At 71.5% G+C, this 23875-nt stretch carries 20 protein-coding genes; all 20 read left to right on the top strand.

Going from position 1 to position 23875, the window contains the following annotated elements; genetic code table 11:
• The first annotated feature begins 1 nt into the window (after position 1).
• The 20 genes from OG875_RS13765 (at position 2) to OG875_RS13670 (ending at position 23819) form a co-directional block, all read left to right on the top strand.
• A complete protein-coding gene (locus OG875_RS13765; RefSeq protein ID WP_330174512.1) occupies positions 2-520 on the top strand; it encodes a DUF2617 family protein in 519 nt (172 codons plus the stop codon).
• 209 nt (positions 521-729) lie between these two features.
• Positions 730-2427 (top strand): polyamine aminopropyltransferase, encoded by a 1698-nt coding sequence (locus OG875_RS13760; RefSeq protein ID WP_330174511.1) that lies wholly within the window; start codon positions 730-732, stop codon positions 2425-2427.
• An 81-nt stretch (positions 2428-2508) separates the two neighbouring features.
• Entirely contained in the window at positions 2509-3864 is a 1356-nt protein-coding gene (locus OG875_RS13755; RefSeq protein ID WP_330174510.1) for an SRPBCC domain-containing protein, read from the top strand.
• A 35-nt stretch (positions 3865-3899) separates the two neighbouring features.
• Complete coding sequence (locus tag OG875_RS13750; RefSeq protein WP_330174509.1) at positions 3900-4718, top strand: aldose epimerase family protein; 819 nt, start codon at positions 3900-3902, stop codon at positions 4716-4718.
• Positions 4719-4917: 199 nt separating this feature from the next.
• Complete coding sequence (gene pyrE, locus OG875_RS13745; RefSeq protein WP_330174508.1) at positions 4918-5463, top strand: orotate phosphoribosyltransferase; 546 nt, start codon at positions 4918-4920, stop codon at positions 5461-5463.
• A gap of 290 nt (positions 5464-5753) precedes the next feature.
• Entirely contained in the window at positions 5754-6785 is a 1032-nt protein-coding gene (fbaA, locus tag OG875_RS13740; protein ID WP_330174507.1) for a class II fructose-bisphosphate aldolase, read from the top strand.
• A 205-nt stretch (positions 6786-6990) separates the two neighbouring features.
• Positions 6991-8325, top strand: a complete 1335-nt coding sequence (locus OG875_RS13735) for a MalY/PatB family protein (RefSeq protein WP_330174506.1) — start codon at positions 6991-6993, stop codon at positions 8323-8325.
• 24 nt (positions 8326-8349) lie between these two features.
• Positions 8350-9858 carry an MFS transporter gene (locus OG875_RS13730; RefSeq protein ID WP_330174505.1) on the top strand — a complete coding sequence of 503 codons (1509 nt, stop codon included), beginning with the start codon at positions 8350-8352 and terminating at the stop codon, positions 9856-9858.
• 781 nt (positions 9859-10639) lie between these two features.
• On the top strand, positions 10640-11053 hold the full coding sequence (locus tag OG875_RS13725; protein ID WP_330174504.1) for a DUF3151 domain-containing protein: 414 nt from the start codon (positions 10640-10642) through the stop codon (positions 11051-11053).
• Positions 11054-11586: 533 nt separating this feature from the next.
• Positions 11587-12156: a DUF3152 domain-containing protein gene (locus OG875_RS13720; protein ID WP_330174503.1), complete on the top strand. Its 570-nt coding sequence runs from the start codon at positions 11587-11589 to the stop codon at positions 12154-12156.
• Between the two features lie 92 nt (positions 12157-12248).
• A complete protein-coding gene (locus OG875_RS13715; RefSeq protein WP_330174502.1) occupies positions 12249-13094 on the top strand; it encodes a tryptophan 2,3-dioxygenase family protein in 846 nt (281 codons plus the stop codon).
• Entirely contained in the window at positions 13087-14343 is a 1257-nt protein-coding gene (gene kynU / locus OG875_RS13710) for a kynureninase (protein ID WP_330174501.1), read from the top strand. The genes OG875_RS13715 and kynU overlap by 8 nt, the downstream gene beginning before the upstream one ends.
• Before the next feature lie 396 nt (positions 14344-14739).
• Entirely contained in the window at positions 14740-16056 is a 1317-nt protein-coding gene (locus OG875_RS13705; RefSeq protein ID WP_330174500.1) for an AAA family ATPase, read from the top strand.
• Positions 16053-16673 (top strand): RloB family protein, encoded by a 621-nt coding sequence (locus OG875_RS13700; protein WP_330174499.1) that lies wholly within the window; start codon positions 16053-16055, stop codon positions 16671-16673. Before OG875_RS13705 ends, OG875_RS13700 begins: the two co-directional genes overlap by 4 nt.
• A 346-nt stretch (positions 16674-17019) precedes the next feature.
• Positions 17020-17334, top strand: a complete 315-nt coding sequence (locus tag OG875_RS13695; RefSeq protein ID WP_330174498.1) for a hypothetical protein — start codon at positions 17020-17022, stop codon at positions 17332-17334.
• Positions 17335-17569: 235 nt separating this feature from the next.
• Positions 17570-18451, top strand: coding sequence for an alpha/beta hydrolase (locus OG875_RS13690; RefSeq protein ID WP_330174497.1), 882 nt, complete (start codon positions 17570-17572; stop codon positions 18449-18451).
• 114 nt (positions 18452-18565) lie between these two features.
• Entirely contained in the window at positions 18566-19423 is an 858-nt protein-coding gene (locus OG875_RS13685; RefSeq protein WP_330174496.1) for an SDR family oxidoreductase, read from the top strand.
• Between the two features lie 405 nt (positions 19424-19828).
• A complete protein-coding gene (locus OG875_RS13680) occupies positions 19829-21178 on the top strand; it encodes a sensor histidine kinase (protein WP_330174495.1) in 1350 nt (449 codons plus the stop codon).
• The gene (locus OG875_RS13675) at positions 21175-21834 is read left to right on the top strand and encodes a response regulator transcription factor (protein WP_330174494.1); all 660 of its coding nucleotides are present in this window, start codon (positions 21175-21177) and stop codon (positions 21832-21834) included. Before OG875_RS13680 ends, OG875_RS13675 begins: the two co-directional genes overlap by 4 nt.
• 593 nt (positions 21835-22427) lie before the next feature.
• Positions 22428-23819, top strand: a complete 1392-nt coding sequence (locus tag OG875_RS13670) for a cytochrome P450 (RefSeq protein ID WP_330174493.1) — start codon at positions 22428-22430, stop codon at positions 23817-23819.
• Positions 23820-23875: the final 56 nt, after the last annotated feature.

Genomic DNA, 23875 nt, shown 5'->3' with positions numbered 1-23875 from the left:
CATGCTCAGAACTCTCCTTACCGCCTACACCGACACCCGTGCCGCCGACCTGGCCTGGGCCCTGGGGCGCGAACCGCTGCCCGCCCTCGCCGTCCTTGATCTCGAACTCACCGGCGCGAAGGTTCAGTTGAGGCTTCTCGGCGCCTCCCATCAGGTGCTTGTCGAGGAGGCACAGGGGAGTTGCTCCGAAACGGTGGCCTGCATCCCGGGCAGCAGTACGCCGCTGCCGCTGGGTGTCGCCGAGCGCGTGGGGGACTGGGAGTACGAATTCGCAGCCCGGGTCGAGACGTTGTCGCAGGGCTCGTTCGCGGGGCGCGCGCAGGAGTTGCTCGCGCTGGTCGCGGACCATCCGAACGGACTCGCGGGGACGTTTCCCGGTGAGCCCTACGCGTTCACCGCGATGCTCGTGCAGCGGCACGAGGGGCAGGTGTCGTGGCGTACCTGGCACGCGTATCCGCAGGAGGGGGCGCTGGTGGTGACGCGGACGCGGGTGGGGGTGCGGGTGCCGGTCGCGTTGTAGGGGGTGGGGTCCGGTCGGTGAGGCGGTGAGGCGGTGAGGCGGTGAGGCGGTGAGGGTGGCCGGGGCGGGGGTGGCGGGGGTGCGGGTGGGGTGGTCGGGGGCGTGCGGGGTGACGTGGGGGCGTGCGGGTCAACTGGGCGGGTGTGAACGCCGGTTACCACTCTTGTGGGTGACCGGCCGCACGGACGTCGTGACGTAGCGTTACTGAAATGATCGACCAGTCCGTGGTCGGCCCGCCCGAGAACGCGGTCCGGCTGCCCGTCCGACCGAGCGCGGGTCGCTTCCTGATCCTCGCCGTCGTTTTCGTGTGCGCCGCGTGCGGGCTGGTGTACGAGCTGGAGCTGGTCGCCCTCGCGTCGTATCTGATCGGGGACTCGGTCACCCAGGCGTCGGTCGTCCTGTCCCTGATGGTCTTCGCGATGGGCCTCGGCTCGCTGCTCGCGAAGCGGCTGCGCTGCCGGGCGGCGGTCGGTTTCGGCCTGGTGGAGGCGGCGCTCGCGCTGCTGGGCGGCTGCTCGGCGCTGGTGCTGTACGCGACATTCGCCTGGATGGGCGAGTCGCGGCCCGCGCTGATCGGGTTCTCGCTCGCCATCGGGGTGCTCATCGGCGCGGAGATCCCGCTGCTCATGACCCTCATCCAGCGGGTCTCGCGGCAGGACGCGGGCGGGACGGTCGCCGATCTCTTCGCGGCGGACTACGTGGGCGCGCTGGTCGGCGGGCTGGCGTTCCCGTTCCTGCTGCTGCCGTGGTTCGGCCAGCTCACGGGCGCGCTGCTGACCGGCGCGGTCAATGTGGTCGCCGGCGGCGCGCTGGTGCTCTGGGTCTTCGGCCGGGATCTGACGGGCCGTGAGCGCGGACTGCTGCTGCTCGTGAACGCGCTGGTGCTCGCGGTGCTGGGCACGGCCGCCGTCCTGGTGGACGACTTCGAGCGGGCCGCGCGGCGGGCGGTGTACGGGGACGGGGTGCGGGTCGCCGTCCAGACGGAGGTCCAGGAGGTGGTCCTCATCGGCGGGCGCGACGGGCCGGTGGACCTGTATCTGGACGGGCGGCTGCGGGTCAGCGAGCGGGACGAGTTCCGGTATCACGAGGCTCTGGTGCATCCGGCGATGCGCGGGCGCCACGCGCGCGTGCTGATCCTCGGCGGCGGGGACGGGCTGGCGGCGCGGGAGGTGCTGCGGTATCCGGACGTCCGTTCGGTCACCCTCGTGGAGCTCGACCCCGGCGTGGCCCGTCTGGCGCGTACGGACCCGGCGCTGGCGGAGCTGAACCGGCATGTGTACGACGACCCCCGCCTCCGGGTGGAGTACGCGGACGCGTTCGCGTGGCTGCGGGAGCGCGGGGCGGCCGGGCCGGGGACGCCCGGCGGGACGGGAGAGCGGACGAAGGACGGGCCGGGCGGTCGGGCGGGGCCCGGGGCGCAGCCGTACGACGTGGTGGTCTCCGACCTGCCGAACCCGGGGATCACCCCGAGCACCAAGCTCTACTCGGAGGAGTTCTACGGGCTCGCGTCCCGGGTGCTGGCCGAGGGTGGGCGGCTGGCCGTGCACGCGGGGCCGCCGTCGGCCAGGCCGCGTACGTACTGGACGGTCGACGCCACCCTGCGGGCGGCGGGGTTCCGTACGAGCCCGTACAGCGCCACGGGGCGGGTCTCCGGCTTCCGGGCGGGGCCGGACCGGGTGCGCGACGCCCAGCGCGGGGCCGGCGGCGCGGGGGTGGGCGCACGGCCGGACTGGGGGTTCCTGCTGGCCGCCGTCGGCCGGCCGCCGGAGGTCGGGCTCCCCCGGGACGCGCCTGCGCTGCGGTCACTGGCGCCGCCCGTCCTGGAAGCGGGGGTACGCGGGGCGGAACGCACCCGGATACCGGATCTGCCCCCGTCGACGCTGGTGCATCCGAGGTACGCGGGGTGAGCGGTGCCGCCGACCCGGCCCCGGCAGCCGTTGTGCGCGGGGGGACGCCTGATGCGGCGGGGCTGAGTAGGCTCGGATCCCATGGAGCATGAGGTGTTCATTCCGGTTCCGGCTGAGACCCTCCGCGAGGCGCTGCGGGACCATGCCCGCGTGGCGCGCTGCGTCCCCGGACTCCAGCAGGACGCGGAGGAGTCGGCGCGTCCGCTGTCGGGTCGCCTGAAGGTCCGCGTGGGCGGCCACGCGATCACCTATCGCGGCGCGCTGACGCTCACGGAGCGGGCGGGCGGTTTCACGGCGGAGGGCCAGGGCGCGGAGGTACGCGGTACGGGCTCCGCGACGGCGCGCGTCCGCGTCGTCCTCGCGGAGACCGCCGGGGGCACGACGCTCACCTTCACGGCGACGTCCACGGCGGACGGCCGCCTGGCGGACATCGCCCCGGAGCTGTCGGAGTCGGCGGGCCGGAGACTGCTGGACCGTTTCGCGTCGGCGCTGGGGGCGGGCGGCGACACCGGCACGAGCCGCGCGGATGCGGTCGCGGGGACCGGAACGGCTGCGGGGACGGACCAGGGTGCGACGGGCGCGACGGATGTGACGGGTGCGGACGGCGGTTCCGGCGCGGCCTCCGGTGAGGGGCCGCCGCCGGGCCCGGGGGGCGGGGGCGCCTCGGACACCGGGTCCGGTGCTTCCCGTGGCGGGGGCGACGGTGACGTGAATCCGGCGGGCGGGGGCACCTCCGGCCGCGCCCCGGGCGCCGGGGCCGGTGTGCCCGGCGGTGACGCCGACGGGGCACCGACCGGCGCGGAGGCCACCGGGGCCCCGGATGAGGCCGGGGGCGCCGGTGGTCCCGGAGGGGCCGAAGCGGGTGCGTCCGGCGGTGCCGCTTCGGGTGGGTCGGGGGGGCCCGTCGAGTCTTCGCGTGTTCCCGGTTCCGATTCCCCGGGTGAGTCCGGCCGGCCCGGTCCCGGCCGGTCCGCCGACGGCGGTTCCGCAGACCCGGACGAGACAGACGGCTCCGGCGGTGCCGGAGAGGCCGAAGCGGGTGCGGATGGCGGGGCCGGTGGCTCCGCGACCGGCGAGGACTCCTCCGGCGACGCCGATCTGGCGGGTCCGGATGGGGACTTCGGCGGGGGCGAGTTCGACGTACCCCTTTCGCCCTCCGAGCTTGATCCGTCCGTCGGCTTCGGGGCCACGGCCTCCGGGGAAGGGGACTTCCTCGTGCCGCTCGATCCGCCCGCCGAGGCCGCCCACGCCCGGCGGACCATGATCGGGCGCAGCGCCGAGGAGGTCGATCACGCGCCGCCGCGCGGGCGTTACGCCCCCGAGCAGGCCCCGGACGCCAGTGGCCCCGGCGTCGCGCTCCGCTGGGTCGCGCCCGCCGCCGCGCTCGCCATCGCCGGGGCCGTCGTGGTGGGGCGCGCGCTGCGGCGCAGGCGTTGAACCGTACGGCGGGTCCCGGCGGTTAGGGTCATGGCGTGAGTACGGACACGGACCAGAAGCGCGAGATCCGACTGGCGGCCGGCGACGCCGAGTTGACCATCCATCCGGCGGTCGGCTGCCGGATCGCCGGCCTGCGCGTCGGCGGTACCGAACTGCTGCGGCAGGGCGACCGTTACGGCTGCTTCCCGATGGTGCCCTGGTGCGGGCGCGTAGACCGGGGGCGGTTCCGCAACGGCGACACGGCCCATCAACTGCCGCTCAACTCCCCGCCGCACGCCATCCACGGCACCGGCCGCGACGTCGCGTGGCGCACGGCCCGCAAGGGCGAGAGCGAGGCGGCGTTCACGTACGAGCTGGCCGACCCGTGGCCGTACACCGGCCGCGTCACGCAGCTCTTCGAGCTCACCGCCGACTCGCTGACGCTGTCGCTCGGCGTCGAGACGTACGACGACTCCTTTCCCGCGCAGGCGGGCTGGCACCCGTGGTTCCTGCGCCATCTCGACGGCTCCACGGCCGACGCGGACGCCGTACGGCTCGACTTCTCCCCGCAGTGGCAGGAGGAGCGCGGCGCCGACCATCTGCCCACCGGCCGCCGGATCGACCCGAAGCCCGGCCCGTGGGACGACTGCTTCGGCATGCCCGACGGCGTCGAGGCGACCCTGACCTGGCCGGGGCGGCTGGAACTGAAGGTGACCAGCACCGCCGAGTGGGCCGTCGTCTACGACGAACAGGCCGAAGCTGTCTGCGTGGAGCCGCAGACCGGCCCGCCGAACGGGCTCAACACCGAACCCCGGCTGGTCACCCCCATCGACCCGCTGGAGATCCGTACGACCTGGAGCTGGCGCCACCTCTGACAGCGGCACCGGTTGGGGGCGGCGCGGTCTCGAAGGGCGGCGTGGTCTCGAAGAGTGGCCCGGTCTCGAAGGGCGGCCCGGTCTCGAAGGGCGGCGCGGTCTTCGACCCCGGCGCGGTCTTCGACCCCGGCGCGGTCTCGGAGGGCGGCGCGCAGCGGCCCCGGGGAGCCCCCGGAACCCGGCCCGTAAGCTCAGGGCCATGACTGACGTACGCGCTGAGCTGCTCCAGCAGATCAAGGACAAGGCCGTCGTGCACGGCAAAGTGACCCTCTCGTCGGGCATCGAGGCCGACTGGTACATCGATCTGCGCCGCATCACGCTCGACGGGAAGGCCGCGCCGCTCGTCGGCCGGGTCATGCTCGACACCGCCGCCGCGGCCGGTCTCGACTACGACTGCGTGGGCGGCCTGACGCTGGGCGCGGACCCGGTGGCGACGTCGATGCTGCACGCGTCGGCTGCACGGGGCGGATCGCTGGACGCGTTCGTCGTACGCAAGCAGGGCAAGGCCCACGGGATGCAGCGGCGTATCGAGGGCACCGACGTCAAGGGCCGCCGCTGTCTGGTCGTGGAGGACGTGTCGACGACCGGCGGGTCCCCGCTGACGGCCGTCGAGGCGGTGCGTGAGGCGGGCGGTGAGGTCGTCGCCGTCGCGGTGATCGTGGACCGGGGGGCGGCCTCGGCCGTCGAGGCCGCGGGGCTTCGTTACGTCGGCGCGTACACGCTGGGCGACCTCGGCCTGGCCTGACGCACGGGCCGACCTGACGCACGGCCGAGGGTCCGACGCACGGCGTGGTCCGACGTACCGACGCAACTACGAGCCGACGTAGCGACGTAGCGACGTACCGATGTACCGATGTACCGATGTACCGATGTACCGACGTAGCGAGACGTACTGACGTACGGCCCCGCCGAGGCCCCACGGGGCCTGACCCATGGCGCAGGCACGAGAGTCTGGAAAGATGAGGGCGACAATGACGTCGCCCCCAGGTCAGGGACAAAGCACCTCACACCCCGCACATCACAAGGAGCGGCCCGATGCCCATCGCAACCCCCGAGGTCTACGCCGAGATGCTCGACCGGGCGAAGGCAGGCAAGTTCGCCTACCCGGCCATCAACGTGACCTCGTCGCAGACCCTGCACGCCGCGCTGCGCGGTTTCGCGGAGGCCGAGAGCGACGGCATCATCCAGATGTCCACCGGTGGTGCGGAGTTCCTCGGCGGCCAGTACAACAAGGACATGGTGACGGGCGCGGTCGCGCTCGCGGAGTTCGCGCACATCGTGGCCGCCAAGTACGACATCACCGTCGCGCTGCACACCGACCACTGCCCCAAGGACAAGCTGGACACGTACGTCCGTCCGCTGCTCGCCGTGTCGGCCGAGCGCGTCAAGGCCGGCCGTAACCCGCTCTTCCAGTCGCACATGTGGGACGGCTCCGCCGAGACCCTCGCCGACAACCTCGACATCGGCGAGACGCTGCTCGCGCAGGCCGCCGCCGCGAAGATCGTCCTTGAGGTCGAGATCACCCCGACCGGCGGTGAGGAGGACGGCGTCTCGCACGAGATCAACGACTCCCTCTACACGACCGTCGACGACGCGCTGCGCACCGCCGAGGCCCTGGGCCTGGGCGAGAAGGGCCGCTACCTGCTGGCCGCGTCCTTCGGCAACGTGCACGGCGTCTACAAGCCGGGCAACGTGGTGCTCCGTCCCGAGCTGCTGAAGGACCTCCAGGAGGGTGTCGCCAACAAGTACGGCAAGCCCGCCGGCAGCCAGCCGTTCGACTTCGTCTTCCACGGCGGTTCCGGTTCCTCGGCCGAGGAGATCGCGACGGCGCTGGAGAACGGCGTCGTGAAGATGAACCTGGACACCGACACCCAGTACGCCTTCACGCGGCCGGTCGTGGACCACGTGTTCCGCAACTACGACGGTGTGCTGAAGGTCGACGGCGAGGTCGGCTCCAAGAAGACGTACGACCCGCGCACCTGGGGCAAGCTGGCCGAGGCGGGCATGGCCGCGCGCGTGACCGAGGCGTGCGCCGCGCTGCGGTCGAAGGGCACCCGGCTCAAGTAGCCGACCGTTTCCACCTCGCGGGCCCGGTGTCGTTCGCGATGCCGGGCCCGTGGGCTGTCCCGGGACCAGGACCGGGGATCAGGACCGGGGATCAGGACCCGTACAAGGACGAGTACGAGGACGAGGACGAGGACCAGAGCCGGGACCAGGACCGCGCGGGTGCACGCCGCACGCGGGCACCGGGCCCGGAGGAGGACCGTTCACCGTGGACGACCGCGCTGTGGAGGACCAGACGATGGACGACGGGACCGTGGACGACGGGACCGCGCGCGCCGGAAGCCCGCCGCCGCACGCCGCCCCACCCCATGCCGCCCCACCCCCCGGAACCCCGGCCCACGCCGCCGCCCCACCCCCCGGAACGCCACCCCCCGGAACCCCGGCCTACGACTTCGACACCCCCGTCGACCGCCTCGGCACGTGGAGCGTCCAGTGGGACGGTGTCGCCGACCGGTTCGGCGTGGCCGGGCTGCTGCCCTTCACCATCTCCGACATGGACTTCGCTTCCCCGCCCGAGGTGCTGGCCGCGCTCCACGCGCGCCTCGCGCACGGTGTCCTGGGCTACACGGACTGGCGGCACAAGGACTTCCTGTCCGCGCTGCGCCACTGGTTCGCCACCCGCCACGCCACCGACCTCGACACCGACCGTGTCGTGTACGGGCCGTCCGTGCTCAACCAGGTGTCGCAACTGCTGCGCATGTGGAGCGCGCCCGGTGAGGCCGTGGTCGTCCACACCCCCACGTACGACGGTTTCCGCAAGGCGGTCACCGGGCTCGGCCGTGAACTGCGCGGGGCGCCGGTGGGTGACATGGCCGCCCTGGAGCGGGAGCTGGCGCGCGCCGACAGTACGGTGCTGATCCTCTGCTCGCCGCACAATCCGACGGGCCGGGTGTGGTCGGAGGGTGAGCTGACGGAGTTCGCCCGGCTCGCGGAGGCGTACGGCGTCGCGGTCATCAGCGACGAGATACACGCCGACTTCGTGCACCCCGAGTTCGCCCCGCCGGGCCGCCGCCATCTGCCGTGGACCCATGTCGCCACCGGCCGCTGGGCGCTGGTCACCTCGGCGACGAAGTCGTTCAACTTCCCGGCGCTGAGCGGTTCGTACGGTGTCATCGGCGACCCCGCCGACCACGCCGAGTTCGTCCGCCGGATGGAGACGGCCGAAGGGCTCGCCTCCCCGGCCGTCCTCGCGCTGACGGCCCACATCGCCGCGTACCGCGAGGGCGGGCCCTGGCTGGACGCGCTCAACGCGTACGTCCGGGGCAACCTCCGCATGGTCGCCGCCCGTCTCGACGCGGCCTTCCCCCGGCTGGGCTGGCGTCCGCCCGAGGCGGGTTACCTCGCCTGGATCGACCTCCGGCCGCTCGGTGTGGACGACGCCGCGCTCCAGCGCGAGCTGATCGAGCGCGAGAAGGTGGCGATCATGCCCGGGACGACGTACGGCCTCGACGGTTTCGTACGGCTCAACGTGGGCTGTCCGCGTGCCAAGGCCGAACGGGGCACGGACGCGTTGATCCGCGCGCTGGGCCGGCTCGCCACGTAGCCCCCGTGCGGGGATGATGCCCCCATGGACATCAGGCTGGGCACGGCCTCCGGCCGCTGGATCGTGCTGACGACGGTGCTCGGCTCCACCATGGCGCTGCTCGACTCGACCGTCGTCAATGTCGCACTGCCGCACATCGGTGACGATCTGCACGCGAATCTGGCGGACCTCCAGTGGACGGTCAACGCGTACATGCTCACGCTCGCCGCGCTGATCCTGCTCGGCGGGTCGCTCGGGGACCGTTACGGGCGGCGGCGGATCTTCGTGCTGGGAATCGTGTGGTTCGCGATCGGGTCGCTGCTGTGCGGGATCGCGCCCACCGCCGAGGTGCTGATCCTCGCGCGCGCCCTCCAGGGGGTCGGCGGGGCGCTGCTGGTGCCCGGGTCGCTGGCGCTGATCCAGGGCAGTTTCCATCCGGACGACCGGGCGCGGGCGGTGGGGCTGTGGTCGGGGTTCGGGGGCGTGGGGGCGGCGGTCGGGCCGTTCCTGGGCGGATTCCTGGTGGACGGGCCCGGCTGGCGGTGGGTCTTCCTGCTGAACGTGCCGCTGGCCGCGATCTGTGTGCCGGTGGCGCTGCGGCACGTACCGGAGTCGCGGGACCCGGCGAAGCACGGGAGTTTCGACGTGCTGGGCGCGGCGCTGGGCGCCCTGGCGCTGGGGCTGGTGACGTACGCGCTGATCGCGAAGGTGTGGTGGTCGGGGGCGGCGGGGGTGCTGGTGGCGGTGGCGTTCGTGCTGCTGGAGCGGCGGCGGCCGGATCCGATGCTGCCGCCGTCGATCTTCTCCTCGCGCCTGTTCACGTCGGTCAACCTGGTGACGCTGTGCGTGTACGCGGCGTTCGGCGGGTTCTTCTTCCTGGCGGCGTTGCAGCTCCAGGTCGTGGCGGGTTACTCGGCGCTCGCCGCCGGTACGGCGCTGCTGCCGACGACCGTGCTGATGCTGCTGTTCTCCGCCAGATCGGGGGAGCTGGCCTCGCGGATCGGACCACGCATCCCGCTGACGCTGGGGCCGTTGCTGTGCGCCGCCGGGCTGCTGCTGATGCTGCGGGTGGGCGGTGGGGCGGACGCGTCGTACGTCAGGGACGTCCTGCCCGCGCTGGTGGTGATGGGCCTCGGGATGGTGACGCTGGTCGCGCCGCTGACCGCGACCGTCCTGGCGTCCGTCGACAACGCGCGGGCGGGGCTGGCCAGCGGCATCAACAACGCCGCCGCGCGGGCCGCGGGCCTCCTCGCGGTGGCGGCGCTGCCGCTGCTGGCGGGCATGGGGCCGGAGGTGTACCGGTCGGCGACGCAGTTCGACGCGGCGTTCGACCGGGCTATGCCGATGCTCGCGGGGGTGCTGGTGCTGGGGGCGCTGATCGCCTGGGCGAGGGTACGGGCGCCGGGCAAGGCCGACGCGAGTGCGAAGGCGGGCGCGGCGGCCCCGAGCCTGCCGCAGTGCAAGGTGAACTGCGGCCTGTCGGCGCCCCCGCTGGAGCCGACGGTACGGGCGGAGCCGGGTGACGCGGACGGCGCGTACCGGGCGGAGGCGTGAGCCTGGTGGTGGGTGCGGGACGGGTGGGGGCGTGAGCCTGGTGGTGGGTGCGGGACGGGTGGGGGCGTGAGCCTGGTGGTGGGTGCGGGACGGGTGGGGGCGTGAGCCTGGTGGTGGGTGCGGGACGGGCGGGAGGGGTGGTGCCCGTGTGCGGCGCGGGCGGCGCGGGCGGTGCGGGCGGTGCGTACTGGGCGGGCGGTGCGTATGGGACGGACAGGCGGGCGAGCCCGACGCCCGGCCTCCGACGCTGGCCCCTGGCCCCTGGCCCCTGACGCCTGACGCCCGGCCCCGGCCTCTGACGCCCGGCGCGTGAGCCCGACGCCCGGCCCCGGCCTCCGACGCTGACCCCTGGCCCCTGACGCCTGGCCCCGGCCTCTGACGCCTGGCGCGCGAGCCTGACGCCCGGCCCTGGCCTCCGACGCTGACGCCCAGCCCTGATGCCTGGCCCTGCCCCCGCCTCTTGAGGCCCCACGTCTGCCCCCGGCCTCTGACGCCCGGCGCGTGAGCCCGACGCCCGGCCCCGGCCTCCGACGCTGACGCCCGACGCCCAGCCCTGACGCCTGGCCCCTGATGCCGGACGTCTGCCCCCGGGCCCTGCCCCCGCCTCCTGACGCCCCACGTCAGCCCCCGCCCCCCGGCCCGCGGTTCCCCGTCCCTCCTCGCCCGCCAGCCCGCCCACCCTCCCGCGCACCCCACCCGCCCTCCTCGCCGCCCCGCGATTGCCGGTGGCAAACCCGCACCGCCGCCACGGATTCCGGCGCGACCTGGGACACTCGGAACCATGGCCATCCACAAAGACCTCCTCGGGGGACCGCCCCCCACGCACCTGCCCGACGACCCGGAACCTCGCGAGCTCCTCGCGAACGGGACGGCGCCCGCCGACGTCGCGGCGAAGTACCCGACCTCGTCGCTCGCCTGGGCACAGCTCGCCGACGAGGCGTTCGAGAGCGGCCGGGTCGTGGAGTCGTACGCGTACGCCCGTACGGGCTACCACCGCGGTCTCGACTCCCTGCGCCGCAGCGGCTGGAAGGGCCACGGCCCGGTGCCGTGGGAGCACGAGCCGAACCGGGGCTTCCTGCGCGCCCTGCACGCACTCGCGCGCGCCGCGCAGTCGATCGGCGAGCAGGACGAGTACGAGCGCTGCTCGGGCTTTCTGCGGGACTCGTCCCAGACGGCGGCCGACACCCTCGGCTGAGCCGTTCGCGGAGCCCCTGTCCGCCGGGCCGCCACGCCGGCCCCGCGCCCCCCGTACCGCCTAGCGTCACCTCGCGTCACCCCGCGCCGCAGGTCCCCGGCCGTCCGAACGGCCTCCGACCTGCGGCGCGTGTGCGTCCGAAAGACTGCGGACCGCCCGCACACGGTCGTTACGCTCGCACACGCCATCGAATCCGGTACGAGGTCCCGGCACCCTCTCCCCCGACGCCGGTCGTAGCAGGGGAGAGGTCTTTCGTGGGCAAGCGTGCCCTGGCCCGTCACGGGCCCCGTCGTCGCCGTCCGTACGCCCGCGCCGGGCTCCTCGGCGTGGTCCTGACCGTGGTCGTCGGTGGCGGCGCGGCCCTCGCCGGGTGGCCCGGGAGCGGTCCGGCGCCGGACCCGGAGGCGCGTAAGGCCCCCGCGCCCCCGGCCTCCTTACCCCCGTCGATCAAAGGTCCAGGTCCAGGTCCAGGTCCAGGTCCGGATTCAAGTCCCGGTCCCACCCGGTCCGCCGAGCCGGCCCGCCGTATCCCCGTGCCCTCCCACGGCCCCGGTGACTTCCACACCGCCCGCGCCGCCGGTTCCCCGGTCGGCTCCGGCGACGCCGTACGCCGTTACCGGGTGCAGGTCGAGAAGGGCATCGCACTCCCCGCGCCGGAGGCCGCCGTCGAGATCGAGACAATTCTGGCGCACCCGCGCGGCTGGACCGCCGACGGCCGTACGTCCTTCCAGCTGGTCGCCTCCGGCCCCGCCGACTTCGACGTCAAGATCGCGACGCCCGGCACGGTGGACCGGATCTGCGGCGCTGCCGGTCTGCGTACCCGTGGCGAGGTGAACTGCACGGTCGGCCGCAGCGTCGTCGTGAACCTCAAGCGGTGGGTGCTGGGCTCCGAGCAGTTCGACGGGCCGGTGACCGAGTACCGCGCGCTGATCGTCAACCACGAGGTGGGCCACCGGCTCGGCAGGCCCCATCTCACCTGCGGGCGGAAGGGCGGACCGGCTCCGGCGATGATGCAGCAGATCAAGGGGTTGCACGGCTGTCGTGCGAATGCCTGGCCGTACGCGGCGAACGGGACGTACATCACAGGCCCGGCCGTCCCGTGAGGACGGGATTATGATGCGAACAGGGGACCGGAGCTCCGATGCCGATGGGAAGGGGCGGACCGCTACCCGGTAGCAATATCGAGGAGACAGAGATGTCGCAGCACCCCGATACCTCCGGAGCCGGTTCGGAAGCCCCGAACCTCGACTTCGCGGGTACGACCCCGTACGAGGACTACGTCCAGGCGGACGTCCTCACCCATCTCCAGCATCTGAAGTCCGACGATCCGGGCGAGATGGTCTTCCTGGTGACCACCCAGGTCATGGAGCTGTGGTTCACCGTCATCGTCCACGAGTGGGAGACCGCGTCGCGCGCGCTGCGCGAGGACCGGGTGCCGGTCGCGGTCGACGCGCTCAAGCGGTCGGTGCGCGAACTGGAGGCGCTGAACGCGTCCTGGACCCCGCTGAGCCAGCTGACGCCCGTGCAGTTCAACTCGTACCGCAGCGCCCTCGGCGAGGGCTCCGGCTTCCAGTCGGCGATGTACCGGCGGCTGGAGTTCCTGCTCGGCGACAAGTCGGCGTCCATGCTCGTCCCGCACCGGGGCGCGCCGCGCGTCCACGCCGAGCTGGAGAAGGCGCTCCAGGAACCGAGCCTGTACGACGAGGTGCTGAGCCTGCTCGCCCGGCGCGGGCTGCCGGTGCCGGCGTCGGTGCTGAACCGGGATCTCACCCAGAAGTACGAGCCGTCGCCGGCGATCGAGAAGCTCTGGGCCGACGTGTACGCGGAGCCCGACCAGAACGGCGAGATCATCCGGCTGGGCGAGGCGCTGACGGACGTAGCCGAGCTGGTGTGGCGATGGCGCAACGACCATCTGGTGGCGACGCGGCGGGCGATGGGGTCCAAGACCGGCACGGGCGGGTCCGCCGGGGTTGCGTGGCTGGAGAAGCGCGCGCAGAAGAACGTGTTCCCGGAGCTGTGGACGGCGCGCAGCCATGTCTGAGACAGCCATGTCCGGGGCAGCCATGTCCGAGGAACTGATCAAAGGGGCCGCCGAGTTGGACGCGGCGGACCAACTGGCGTCCTGCCGCGAGCTGTTCGCGCTCGACGACGACTCCGTCTATCTGGACGGCAACTCGCTGGGCGCGCTGCCCCGTCACGTACCGGCGCGCGTCCAGGACGTCGTCACCCGGCAGTGGGGCCAACTGCGCATCCGTTCCTGGACGGAGGGCGGCTGGTGGACGGCCCCGGAGCGGATCGGCGACCGGATCGCCCCGCTCCTCGGCGCGGCACCCGGCCGGGTGGTGGTCGGCGACTCCACAAGTGTCAACGTTTTCAAGGCGGTTGTGGCGGCGGCCCGGCTGGCGGGGGAGGGCCGCGACGAACTCCTCGTGGACGCCGAGACGTTCCCCACGGACGGCTACATCGCCGAGTCGGCGGCGCGGATGACCTCCCTGCGCGTGGTACCGGTGTCCCCCGCGGACGTATCGCGCGCCGCCGGCCCGCGTACGGCCGCCGCGCTCGTCAACCACGTCGACTTCCGTACGGGCCGGCTGCACGACCTTCCCGGCATCACGGCCGCGCTGCACGGCGCGGGCGCGCTGGCGATCTGGGACGTGTGCCACAGCGCGGGCGCCCTGCCGGTCGAGCTGGACGCGCACGGAGTCGACCTGGCGGTGGGCTGCACGTACAAGTACCTGAACGGCGGACCGGGTTCACCGGCCTTCCTGTACGTCGCCGAACGCCACCAGGCGGCCTTCGACTCCCCGCTCCCGGGCTGGACCTCGCACGTCGACCCGTTCGGCATGACACCCGGCTACGCGGCGGCGCAGGGCGCGACACGCGGCCGGGTCGGCACACCGGACATCCTCTCCATGCTGGCACTGGAGGCGTCGCTCGACGTGTGGGACGGCGTCTCGCTGGACGTCCTGCGCGCCAAGAGCCTGGCGCTGACGGACTTCTTCCTGCGCTGCGTGTCGGCGTACGCCCCGCCGGACCGGGTCGCCTCACTGACCCCGGAGCCCCACGCGGAACGCGGCAGCCAGGTGGCCCTGCGCTGCGCGGAGGCCCCCGCGGTGATGACGGACCTGATCACCCGCGGCGTCATCGGCGACCTCCGCCGCCCGGACATCCTGCGCTTCGGCTTCACCCCGCTGTACGTAGGCTTCCGCGACACGGAACGCGCGGCGCGGGTGCTGGGGCAGGTACTGCGGGAGATCCCGCCGACGACCCCGGCGCCGACCTCGGCGTAGACGGGGACGCACGGGCTGGAAGGTGCCGGGGCGGGGGCGCGGTCGCGCTCGGCCCCGGCACGCTCGTCTACAGGAGGGTGCCGGCTCGCCGGCTTCTGTGTCGCGGATGAGGGTGGCGAGTGCTGCACGGATGTCGGTGAAGTAGGCGCCTTTCCGGCTGGCGACGGCGATGGAGGCGTTGCCGGTGAGCGCTGTCCAGTTGGGGGGACAACACCCTCGTACCGGGACCTGCACGGGGATCGTCCGGAGCCGCGATGTGCCGATCTGCCGCGCTCCGCCCCTCCGCGGGTTGACGCCGCTGGTCGGGTACCTACACAAGGCGTACGGTTTGAGGAGCGGTCAGGGCGGTATCCGTCCTAGGACGGGATGAAACTGCACCTAGCTAGTGAGGTAGCCATGCTTCTGAGGTTCCGTGTCACCAACCACAAGTCCATCCGTGACACCGCTGAACTCGTGCTCACCAAATCGAGCTTTGAAGGAGTACGTCCTGCGGATGGCGGCTGGGACTCGGTGACTAACCGTGTGGTCGGCATCTTCGGCCCCAACGCATCCGGAAAAACCACCATCCTGGACGCAATGGATTTCGCAGTGAAGGCCATCAGTAATTCCACCAGGTGGAGTGACCGAGAATTCTTTCCCCACGCCCCATTTCTCCTCGACAAGGAATCGAAAACGGAAACTTCCGCGTACGAGTTTGACTTTACGGTCAACGGGACGCGTCACGCGTACGGATTCGAGAGCAGCTCCAAGGGGGTTGCCTCTGAGTGGCTCTACTCGTTCCCGGAAGGGCGCCGTCGTACTCTGTTTGAGAGAAGCGGGCCAGGGCCGGGAAGCATGACATTCAGCAGGAACCTCAAGGGAGAGAATGTTCGAATTTCGCGCTTGATGGGGAGCTACAACCTTTACCTCTCCACGGCAAGTATGGCAAATCACGCTCAGTTGCAGAGTGTCAACCATTACCTGACCAAGCATTTGCGCTACGCTGCATTTTCTGAATTCTATAAACAGAGTCGAATCAGGGCGGTCAAGAAATGGATCGAAGAAGAGGAGACTCTGGGGCAGGCTCAATCTTTGCTGCGTTTCGCCGACCTTGGGATTCAACGCCTCTCCTTGGAGGAAGTTGAAGTCGACGAGAAGACTCAGTCGACCATGCGCAAGACAATCAAGGCCCTAACGAATGAGGGGGATGACGAAGAGGCATTTTTCGCCGAACTTTTGGAAGAGCAAAGGAAGGTGATCAGTTTTTGGCACACGGGGCCATCCGTCGAGGATTCTCACAATCTGGATCTGAGCAACGAGAGTAGCGGCACGGTTGCCTGGCTTTCCCTTGCGTTGCCCGCATTGCGGGAGATTAAATACGGCGGAGTGCTGATCGTTGATGAACTCGATTCCAGTCTGCACCCGAGGCTGGCGTCAGCACTCATCGCCATGTTCAAGTCTCCGGAGATCAATCCACGCGGGGCGCAGCTTGTCTTCACCTCGCACGACACTTCCCTGATGGGCCACCTCTCGGGCGATGGCCTGGATCAGGAGGAGATGTGGTTCTCTGAGAAATCCTCCGATGGAGTCACGGAGATTTATCCGCTGACAGATTTTCCCGTCAAGAAGGATCATAGCGTAGAACGTCGATATCTCGGCGGAAGGTATGGGGCAGTTCCCACGCTTGCTTGGGAGGAATTGTTTGCGTCTCTGCGAGTGGAGGCGCAAACATGAGCCGCCGTCAATTGCGTGGCACCCAGAGGATCTCGAAGTCGAAGAACACGCGATACGAGCACACGAAGATTCTCATTGCCACCGAAGGCGTCAACACGGAACCTCAGTATTTCGAGAAGTTCACGGCATTGGTAAGAGCAAAAGCCGTCCGAGTGGTCAGTGTCAAGCCGGTCGGAGTCGGTCGAGACCCATTAAGTGTAGTAAATGAAGCGAAACGACTTCGGGATCTTGAGAAAAGGAGTGGGGATCCTTATGATGCGGTTTGGTGTGTTGTTGATGTGGACGAACACGCCAGCCTTGAGAGGGCATGTATCGAAGCCGGCCGTCTGAGTATCGAAATAGCGATCAGCTCACCGTGCTTCGAAATCTGGCTGCTGTGGCATTTTGAGAACCGCACATCATGGGTGGATGCAAACACGCTCTCAAAACTCCTGCAAAAAAGGGGAATCTCCGGTAAGAACATGTCTGACAGATTCCCTTATGGAAATTATCCAGAAGCCATCGCCAGATCCTCCAAGTGTGAATCGATTAAAGTAAAGCATGCGCCTCCAAATCCGCACAGTTCGGTCCCGAGGCTGATTTCGGCGTTAGTGAAGGCGCATGGTCAAAATGGTTAACACGATTTTTAAGACAGAGCATCCTGCAGGTTGGGGGTCCGCGCGGCGCGTAGTTGGGCAGAGTCAGGACCGTGCCACTCGCATCTTCGAGGAGCTCGGTGCCGTCGGCGCCTGGAACGAAGGTGTCGGGCTCGCTCCAGGCGCTGAGGTATCGGCGCCGACTACCGATTCGGGCAGCCAGGGTCATGCTGCCTGTGCCCGCGTGGGCACAGGCAGTGCGAGCAAGGCAGACACCACGGTTCCGACGATATGAGGGAGGAAGCATGGTGATGGCGGTGTCGAAGGCCGCCGCCTGCTGACGTCGGGCGCGCCGAGCGTCGGCGGTGAGTCCGAGGGCGTCGGCAGCGTGCCTGGTGTCAACCGCGAACTGGGCCGTTCGGCCGAGGAAGAACGCGGTGAGATCAGTGTCGCCAGTAATAAGGGGAGCATCGACCGCGTTCGCGGTATGACCGTGGGCTGTGCGTTCATCACCGATGTGCTGGGAGAACGACCACGCCAGTCCCTCGTCGTGTCTTCGAAGCAAGGAGTCAACGGCTTCGTTGCCACAAGTGGACCGATGTCCTGTCGCGAGCCGACGAACTGGGCGACCGGCTCACCGCCGCGCTACGCACGAGCGATCGCGTCATTCGCCGGAGCGTCGCCCGGTGATGAAGCGCCGTGAGCGGGTGCCGGACCGGGAGACAGGACGGGCCGTGGGGTCCCCGGAGGGGTTCCCCGGCGTCGAGGCGCGCCACTGGGGGTTCGCGGCGTACGGGGCCCGCCCGGCACCGGGGGCCTGAGCGCGACGGTGGTGGGGTGGTGGGGGTGAGGCAGTGCCGTGAAGCCGGGGGCGGGATGCTGATACCGTCCCCGCTGATCAGGTCAAGTCGGGTCTCTCATCGAAAGGTTGGAGCAGCGTGTCGGATTCCGCCGCCCACGATTCAGCGGATGTCGCCGCGGTCGCCCGTGACCTCGCCGAGTCCGAGGCGCTCTTTTCGCGTCCGAGGGTGGAGCCCGACGTCACCGTCGCGTACGGGGAGCACCCTGATCAGGTGATCGATTTCTACGCGCCGCGCGGTGGGCTCGAAGGCGTGCCGTTGGTGGTGGTGCTGCACGGCGGGGCGTGGCGGGCGCCGTACGACCGGAGGCATCTGACGCCGTTCGCCGGGTTCCTGGCCCGGCGCGGGTTCGCCGTCGCCAACGTGGAGTACCGGCGCGGGGGCAGTGACAACGCCGAGGCCGGGCGGTGGCCCGAGACCTTCGACGACGTCGCCGCCGCGATGGACGCGCTGCCCGCGCTCGTGGCCGACGCGCTCCCGGCGGCCGACCCGAACCGGATCGTGGTCACCGGGCACTCCGCCGGGGGCCATCTCGCGCTGTGGGCCTCGGCGCGGCACGTACTGCCCGAGGGGTCGCCCTGGCGGCTGGACGCGGCTCCGCCGCTGCGCGGCGTCGTCGCCATCGCCCCCATCGCGGACTTCACCAGCGCCGTCGAACTGGACGTCTGCGGCGGGGCCGTCGCCCAACTCCTCGGTGGGAGCGAGCGGTTGAAGGAGCGCGAGGAATACGCCGACCCGTCCGCCCTGCTGCCCACCGGGATCGCCACCGCCGTGGTGCACGGGCGGAACGACATCGTCGTCCCGGGGGCCGTCTCCGAGGCGTACGTCGACGCCGCCGCCCGCGCGGGAGAGATGGTCGGCCTCACGCTCCTTGAGGACGTCGGGCACTTCCCGCCGGTCGACCCCGGCGCCGACGCGTGCGCGGTCGTCGCCGAGGAACTGGCCCAACTCGCCTACTGACAGGGGCATTTGTTCAGTCGGGTCGGGCCGGGTCGGGCGTGGCGGACCGGACGGTGCGGACGCGTGGTCACGTCGCGGACGGAAACTGACCGCGAGCCCTCCTACCGTCGGCCCATGACCCACCACACGAACGTGAACCTCGTGTCCGGCGCCACCGGTACGGTCGGCCGGCAGATCGTCCTCGAACTGCGCAGCCGGGGCCACCGGGTACGGGCCCTGACCCGTGACCCGGCCGCTGCGGACTTCCCCGACGGCGTCGAGGTGGTACGCGGTGACCTCGCCGACCCGGCGTCCCTCGCCCCCGCCCTCGACGGCGTCACCGGCCTGCATCTGATCACCTTCGACGGCGGCCTCTTCGCCCCGCTGGAGACCGGCCCCGACATCCTGAAGCTGGCCGCCGGGGCCGGGGTGCGCCGGGTCACCGTGCTCAACGGCGGCGGCGACACCCCGCTCCAGGACGCCGTGACGGCGGGCGGCATCCCGTGGACCGTGCTCATGCCCGTCGAGTTCATGGCCAACGCACTCGCCTGGGCGGAGCCCGTACGTACGGAGGACACGGTCCGCGAGCCGTTCGTGGAGCGACTGAGCGCGATGGTCCACGAGCGGGACATCGGCGCGGTCGGCGCCGTCGCCCTCAGTGAGGACGGGCACGGCGGCAGGACGTACGTGATCACCGGGCCCGAGGCGCTGACGGTCCGCGACAAGGTCGCCACGCTGGCCGCCGCCCGCGACCGGAGGATCGGGCTGGTCGAGCTGACCGAGGAGCAGGCGGCCGCGCGGTGGCGGGCCGCCGGGCAGCCGGAGGAGGTCGTCCGCTTCCTGCTGGAGGTGTACGGGAACACCCCGCCGGTGGGCCGGACCCCGCTCCGTACGGTGGAGGAGGTCACCGGGTGCCCCGCGCGGACGTTCGCGGAATGGGCGGCCGAGCACGCGGACGCGTTCCGGCCCTCGGTGCGGGTGCCCGCGACGTAGCTCCCTTCGGGAGCCCGCCGCGCAACGAGCCGCCTCTGGGAGCCCGCCCGTACGGGAGCCCGAGCCCGCCGTGCGGGAGCCCGAGCCCTCGGAGCAGCCCGCGCCCGCCGCGTAACGAGCCGCCTCTGGGAGCCCGAGCCCTCGGAGCAGCCCGCGCCGCCGTGCGGGAGCCCGAGCCCTCGGAGCAGCCCGCGCCGCCGTGCGGGAGCCCGCCCGTACGGGAGCCCGCGCCCGCCGCGCAACGAGCCGCCTCCGGGAGCCCGCGACCTCCGAGCAGCCCGCGCCCGCCGCGTAGCGAGCCGCCTCCGGGCCCCCACCAGTCGCCACGTAGTACCTGGGACGGACGGAGAAGTATCCATATCACTGGTGACGACCGGTGCCCGTCCCTCCCCTACCTTGGAAAACGTGACCACGACAGAGCAGAAGACCGCGACCGGGAAAGCCCGGAGCCCCGAGTTCCGGGCCGCAGCCGGCCTCCTCGGGAGCCTGCGCCAGGACCTCTTCCACGACGCCTTCGCCTACCGGCCGATGCCGCGCATGGCGACGGACGGCCCGATCACGCGCCGGCTGCCCGGTCCGCTGCGCGAGGGAGTGGCGTGGCTTCCGCACGCCGTGATCGGCTTCTGCGCGCTGTTCGCCCTGCTCACCGGAACGTCCAACGGCACGGGGCTGCTGGAACTGCTCCCCGTGATCCCGGTCCTGCTGGTCCTCATCCGGCCCGTCGCGGCCTGGTGGCTGGCCCTCGCGATCACCGCGGTCACCGCGATGGGCGGCACCTCCTACTACAGCGACTGGCCCTGGACACCCGGCGCCTTCGCCTCGTACCTCGCCGTGATGACCATCGTCGCGATACGCACCAACCCCCGCACCGCGGGCTGGATGTGGCTGGTCACACTGGCGTACGCCCTGGTCGCCGAGACGCTCTTCGGCGGCATGTACGCGTACAGCTCGACGAGCGGGCCCTTGCTCGTCGTCTCCGCGCTCTTCCTGCTGACGGTCTCCGCCGTCCACATCCGCCGCGACGCGAAGAAGGAGGTGGCGGTCCAGCTCAGCGTCAACGCCGTCGAGCGCAGCCGCCGCACGCTCCTGGAGGAGCGCACCACCATCGCCCGCGAGCTGCACGACGTCGTCGCGCACCACATGTCGGTCGTCGCGATCCAGGCGGAGGCCGCGCCCTACCGGGTGGAGAACCCGCCGCCCGAGCTGGAGCAGGCGTTCGCCACCATCCGGGAGAACGCCGTCGCCGCGCTGACCGAGCTGCGCCGCGTCCTCGGTGTCGTACGGGCCGACGACTACGACGCCCCCGACGCGCCCCAGCCGACCCTCGCCGAGCTGGATGGGCTGCTGTCCAACGTCCGGGAGGCGGGCCTGACCGTGGAGAAGACGGTCACCGGAGCGGTACGGGAGCTGCCGCAGGGCGTCGAGCTGTCGGCGTACCGGATCATCCAGGAAGCACTCAGCAACGCCCTTCGGCACGCGCCGGGCGCCACGGCCAAGGTCGAGGTCGCGTACGTGCTCGGCGGGATCGGCCTGCGGATCGTCAACACACCGCCGCGTGGGCTGGTGAAACCCTCGCCCGGCGCGGGGCACGGCATCACGGGGATGCGGGAGCGGGTGACCATGCTGAACGGTGATATGACCGCGAGGGCCCAGGCGGACGGCGGTTACGAGGTGACGGCGTTCATCCCGGTCGCCGCCCCCGAGGACGACGAGAACGGTGGCGCCGCCCCGGCCGCCGACGGGGAGCGGTCATGACGATCCGCGTCCTGATCGTCGACGACCAGGTGATGGTCCGTGAGGGTTTCTCGGTGCTGCTGAACGCGATGCCGGACATCGAGGTCGTCGGCGAGGCGGTGAACGGCCGCGAGGCCGTCACCCAGGTCGCGGCCCTCGCCCCGGACGTCGTCCTGATGGACATCCGCATGCCGGAGCTGAACGGCATCGACGCGACTCGCGAGATCGTGGCGGCGGACGCGGACGCGAAGGTACTGGTCCTGACGACGTTCGATCTCGACGAGTACGTGTACCAGGCGCTGCGCGCGGGTGCCTCCGGCTTCCTTCTGAAGGACGCCTCGGCACGCCAACTGGCCGACGGGGTAAGGGTGGTGGCGTCCGGCGAGGCCCTGCTGGCGCCGACGGTGACGCGTCGGCTGATCACCGAGTTCTCCAAACTCGCGGAGGCCCCGCGCCCGCCCGCGCTGGCACAGATGGGCGAGCTGACGGAGCGCGAGACGGAGGTCCTGGTCCTGATCGCGCAGGGGCTGTCGAACGCGGAGATCGCCAGCCATCTGGTGGTGGCCGAGTCCACGATCAAGACGCACGTGAGCCGGATCCTGGTGAAGCTGGGGCTGCGGGACCGCACACAGGCGGCGGTGTTCGCGTACGAGGCGAGACTGGTCACACCGGGGTGAGCGGTTTCTTTACGCGGGGGTGGTTCGGTTCTCCGTGCGCCGGGGTGAGCAGTGGTTCTCCGTGCGCCGGGATGAGTGGTGGTTCCCGCGCCGGGATGAGCGGCGGGCTTTTCACGCCGGGGTGGGCTGGTGCGCTCGCGCCTGGGGGTGAGCAGTCTCTTCGCGCGGGGGTGAGCCGACTCGTTGGTACGGGGGTCGTGCCGGGGGAGTCGGCGTCCCGCGGTGGGGGCGAGCGTTCCTTTGCGCCGGGCGGTCCCCGCGTGCCGGGGCGAGCGGCGGTCTCCCGCCGGGTCAGCCGGGCGTGTTCGCGCCGGGTGAGCGGCGGGCCTTCGGCGCCTGAGGCGAGCCGGTTCGTTCGCACGGGGCGGGCCGGGCCCGGCTTTCGCGCCGGGGGAGTGGCGGTTCGTCCCGCTGAGGCGGGCCTCCCGCGCGTGCCGGGGTGAGCCGGTTCGTTCGTACGGGGTGAGCCCGGCCTTCGCGCCGGTGAGCGGCGGCTGCCCCCTCGCCCCCAGGTCAGCCTCCCCCGCCAGGCGTGATGTGTCTGACACCGCCCGGGGGGACGGCCACGGGCTCCGTACGCGTAACGTGCGCCCATGGCAGAGTCCCGGCCCGCACCCGACGCAACCGACGTACCCGCACCCGAGCCCCGGCCCGCACCCGGTTCGACCCCCGGTCCCGGCCCCGTGGCCGACCTCGCGTCCCCCGCCCCCGTGGCCTCGCACGCGTCGTCCCACGTCGCGTCCGGGCCGGCGTCCTCGGCCGTACCCCCGCCCACGTCGCCCGCCCGGTCCTTCGACCCGTGGTCGCCCGACTTCGTCGCCGACCCGTACCCCGTCTACGCGGAACTGCGCGAACGCGGCCGGCTGCACTACTTCGAGCCCTCGCGGCAGTGGCTCGTCCCGCACCACGCCGACGTGTCGGCCCTGCTGCGGGACCGGCGGCTGGGGCGGACGTACCTCCATCGCTTCACGCACGAGGAGTTCGGCCGGGCGCCGACACCGGAGGCGCACGAGCCGTTCCACATCCTCAACGGCAACGGCCTGCTCGACCTGGAGGCACCGGACCACACCCGGATCCGCCGCCTCGTGTCGAAGGCGTTCACCCCGCGCACCGTCGAGGCGCTCGCCCCGACCGTACGGCGGCTCGCCGCCGAACTGGTCGGCCAGCTGTGCGCGGCGGGCGGCGGCGACCTGCTCGCCGAGGTGGCGGAGCCGCTGCCGGTCGCCGTCATCGCCGAGATGCTGGGCGTCCCCGAGTCGGACCGGGCGCTGCTGCGCCCCTGGTCGGCCGACATGTGCGCGATGTACGAGCTGAACCCGTCGGAGGAGGTGGCCCGGCAGGCCGTCCGGTCCTCGCTCGAATTCACCGCTTATCTAAGGGAGTTGATCGCTGCCCGGCGGGCCGCCCCCGGCGCCGACCTGCTCACGGCACTGATCGCCGCGCAGGACGCGGGGGACCGGCTGAGCGAGCAGGAGACGATCTCCACCTGCGCGCTGCTGCTCAACGCGGGTCACGAGGCGACGGTCAACACGACCGTCAACGGCTGGTGGACGCTGTTCCGGCACCCGGAGCAACTCGCGGCCCTGCGCGCGGGCGAGGCGTCGTTGTCCACAGCTGTGGAGGAACTGCTGCGCTTCGACACCCCGCTCCAGATGTTCGAGCGCTGGGTCCTGGACGACATCGAGATCGACGGCACCGTCGTGCCGCGCGGCTCCGAACTCGCCCTGCTCTTCGGCTCCGCCAACCGCGACCCGGCTCGCTTCGACCGCCCGGACACCGTGGACCTGACCCGTGCGGACAATCCGCACGTGACGTTCGGCGCGGGCATCCACTACTGCCTGGGCGCGCCCCTCGGGCGGCTCGAACTGACCGCGTCGTTCGGCGAGTTGCTGCGCCGGGCACCGACACTCCGGCTCGTGGCCGAGCCGGAGTGGAAGCCGGGATATGTGATCCGGGGGGTGCGGGAACTCCTCGTGGAGCTGTGACCCGGGGAGACAGGGAACGGCTCATGGAGCTGTGATCCAGGGGATGACGGAACCCC

This window comes from Streptomyces sp. NBC_01498 (assembly GCF_036327775.1).
Classification (GTDB): Bacteria; Actinomycetota; Actinomycetes; order Streptomycetales; family Streptomycetaceae; genus Streptomyces.
This window is presented reverse-complemented; position numbering and strand designations above follow the sequence as displayed.

Coding starts and splice junctions, on each gene's coding strand:
- OG875_RS13765 (WP_330174512.1), top strand. CDS start 2: ATGCTCAGAACTCTCCTTACCGCCTACACCGACACCCGTGCCGCCGAC.
- OG875_RS13760 (WP_330174511.1), top strand. CDS start 730: ATGATCGACCAGTCCGTGGTCGGCCCGCCCGAGAACGCGGTCCGGCTG.
- OG875_RS13755 (WP_330174510.1), top strand. CDS start 2,509: ATGGAGCATGAGGTGTTCATTCCGGTTCCGGCTGAGACCCTCCGCGAG.
- pyrE (WP_330174508.1), top strand. CDS start 4,918: ATGACTGACGTACGCGCTGAGCTGCTCCAGCAGATCAAGGACAAGGCC.
- fbaA (WP_330174507.1), top strand. CDS start 5,754: ATGCCCATCGCAACCCCCGAGGTCTACGCCGAGATGCTCGACCGGGCG.
- OG875_RS13730 (WP_330174505.1), top strand. CDS start 8,350: ATGGACATCAGGCTGGGCACGGCCTCCGGCCGCTGGATCGTGCTGACG.
- OG875_RS13725 (WP_330174504.1), top strand. CDS start 10,640: ATGGCCATCCACAAAGACCTCCTCGGGGGACCGCCCCCCACGCACCTG.
- OG875_RS13715 (WP_330174502.1), top strand. CDS start 12,249: ATGTCGCAGCACCCCGATACCTCCGGAGCCGGTTCGGAAGCCCCGAAC.
- kynU (WP_330174501.1), top strand. CDS start 13,087: ATGTCTGAGACAGCCATGTCCGGGGCAGCCATGTCCGAGGAACTGATC.
- OG875_RS13705 (WP_330174500.1), top strand. CDS start 14,740: ATGCTTCTGAGGTTCCGTGTCACCAACCACAAGTCCATCCGTGACACC.
- OG875_RS13700 (WP_330174499.1), top strand. CDS start 16,053: ATGAGCCGCCGTCAATTGCGTGGCACCCAGAGGATCTCGAAGTCGAAG.
- OG875_RS13685 (WP_330174496.1), top strand. CDS start 18,566: ATGACCCACCACACGAACGTGAACCTCGTGTCCGGCGCCACCGGTACG.
- OG875_RS13675 (WP_330174494.1), top strand. CDS start 21,175: ATGACGATCCGCGTCCTGATCGTCGACGACCAGGTGATGGTCCGTGAG.
- OG875_RS13670 (WP_330174493.1), top strand. CDS start 22,428: ATGGCAGAGTCCCGGCCCGCACCCGACGCAACCGACGTACCCGCACCC.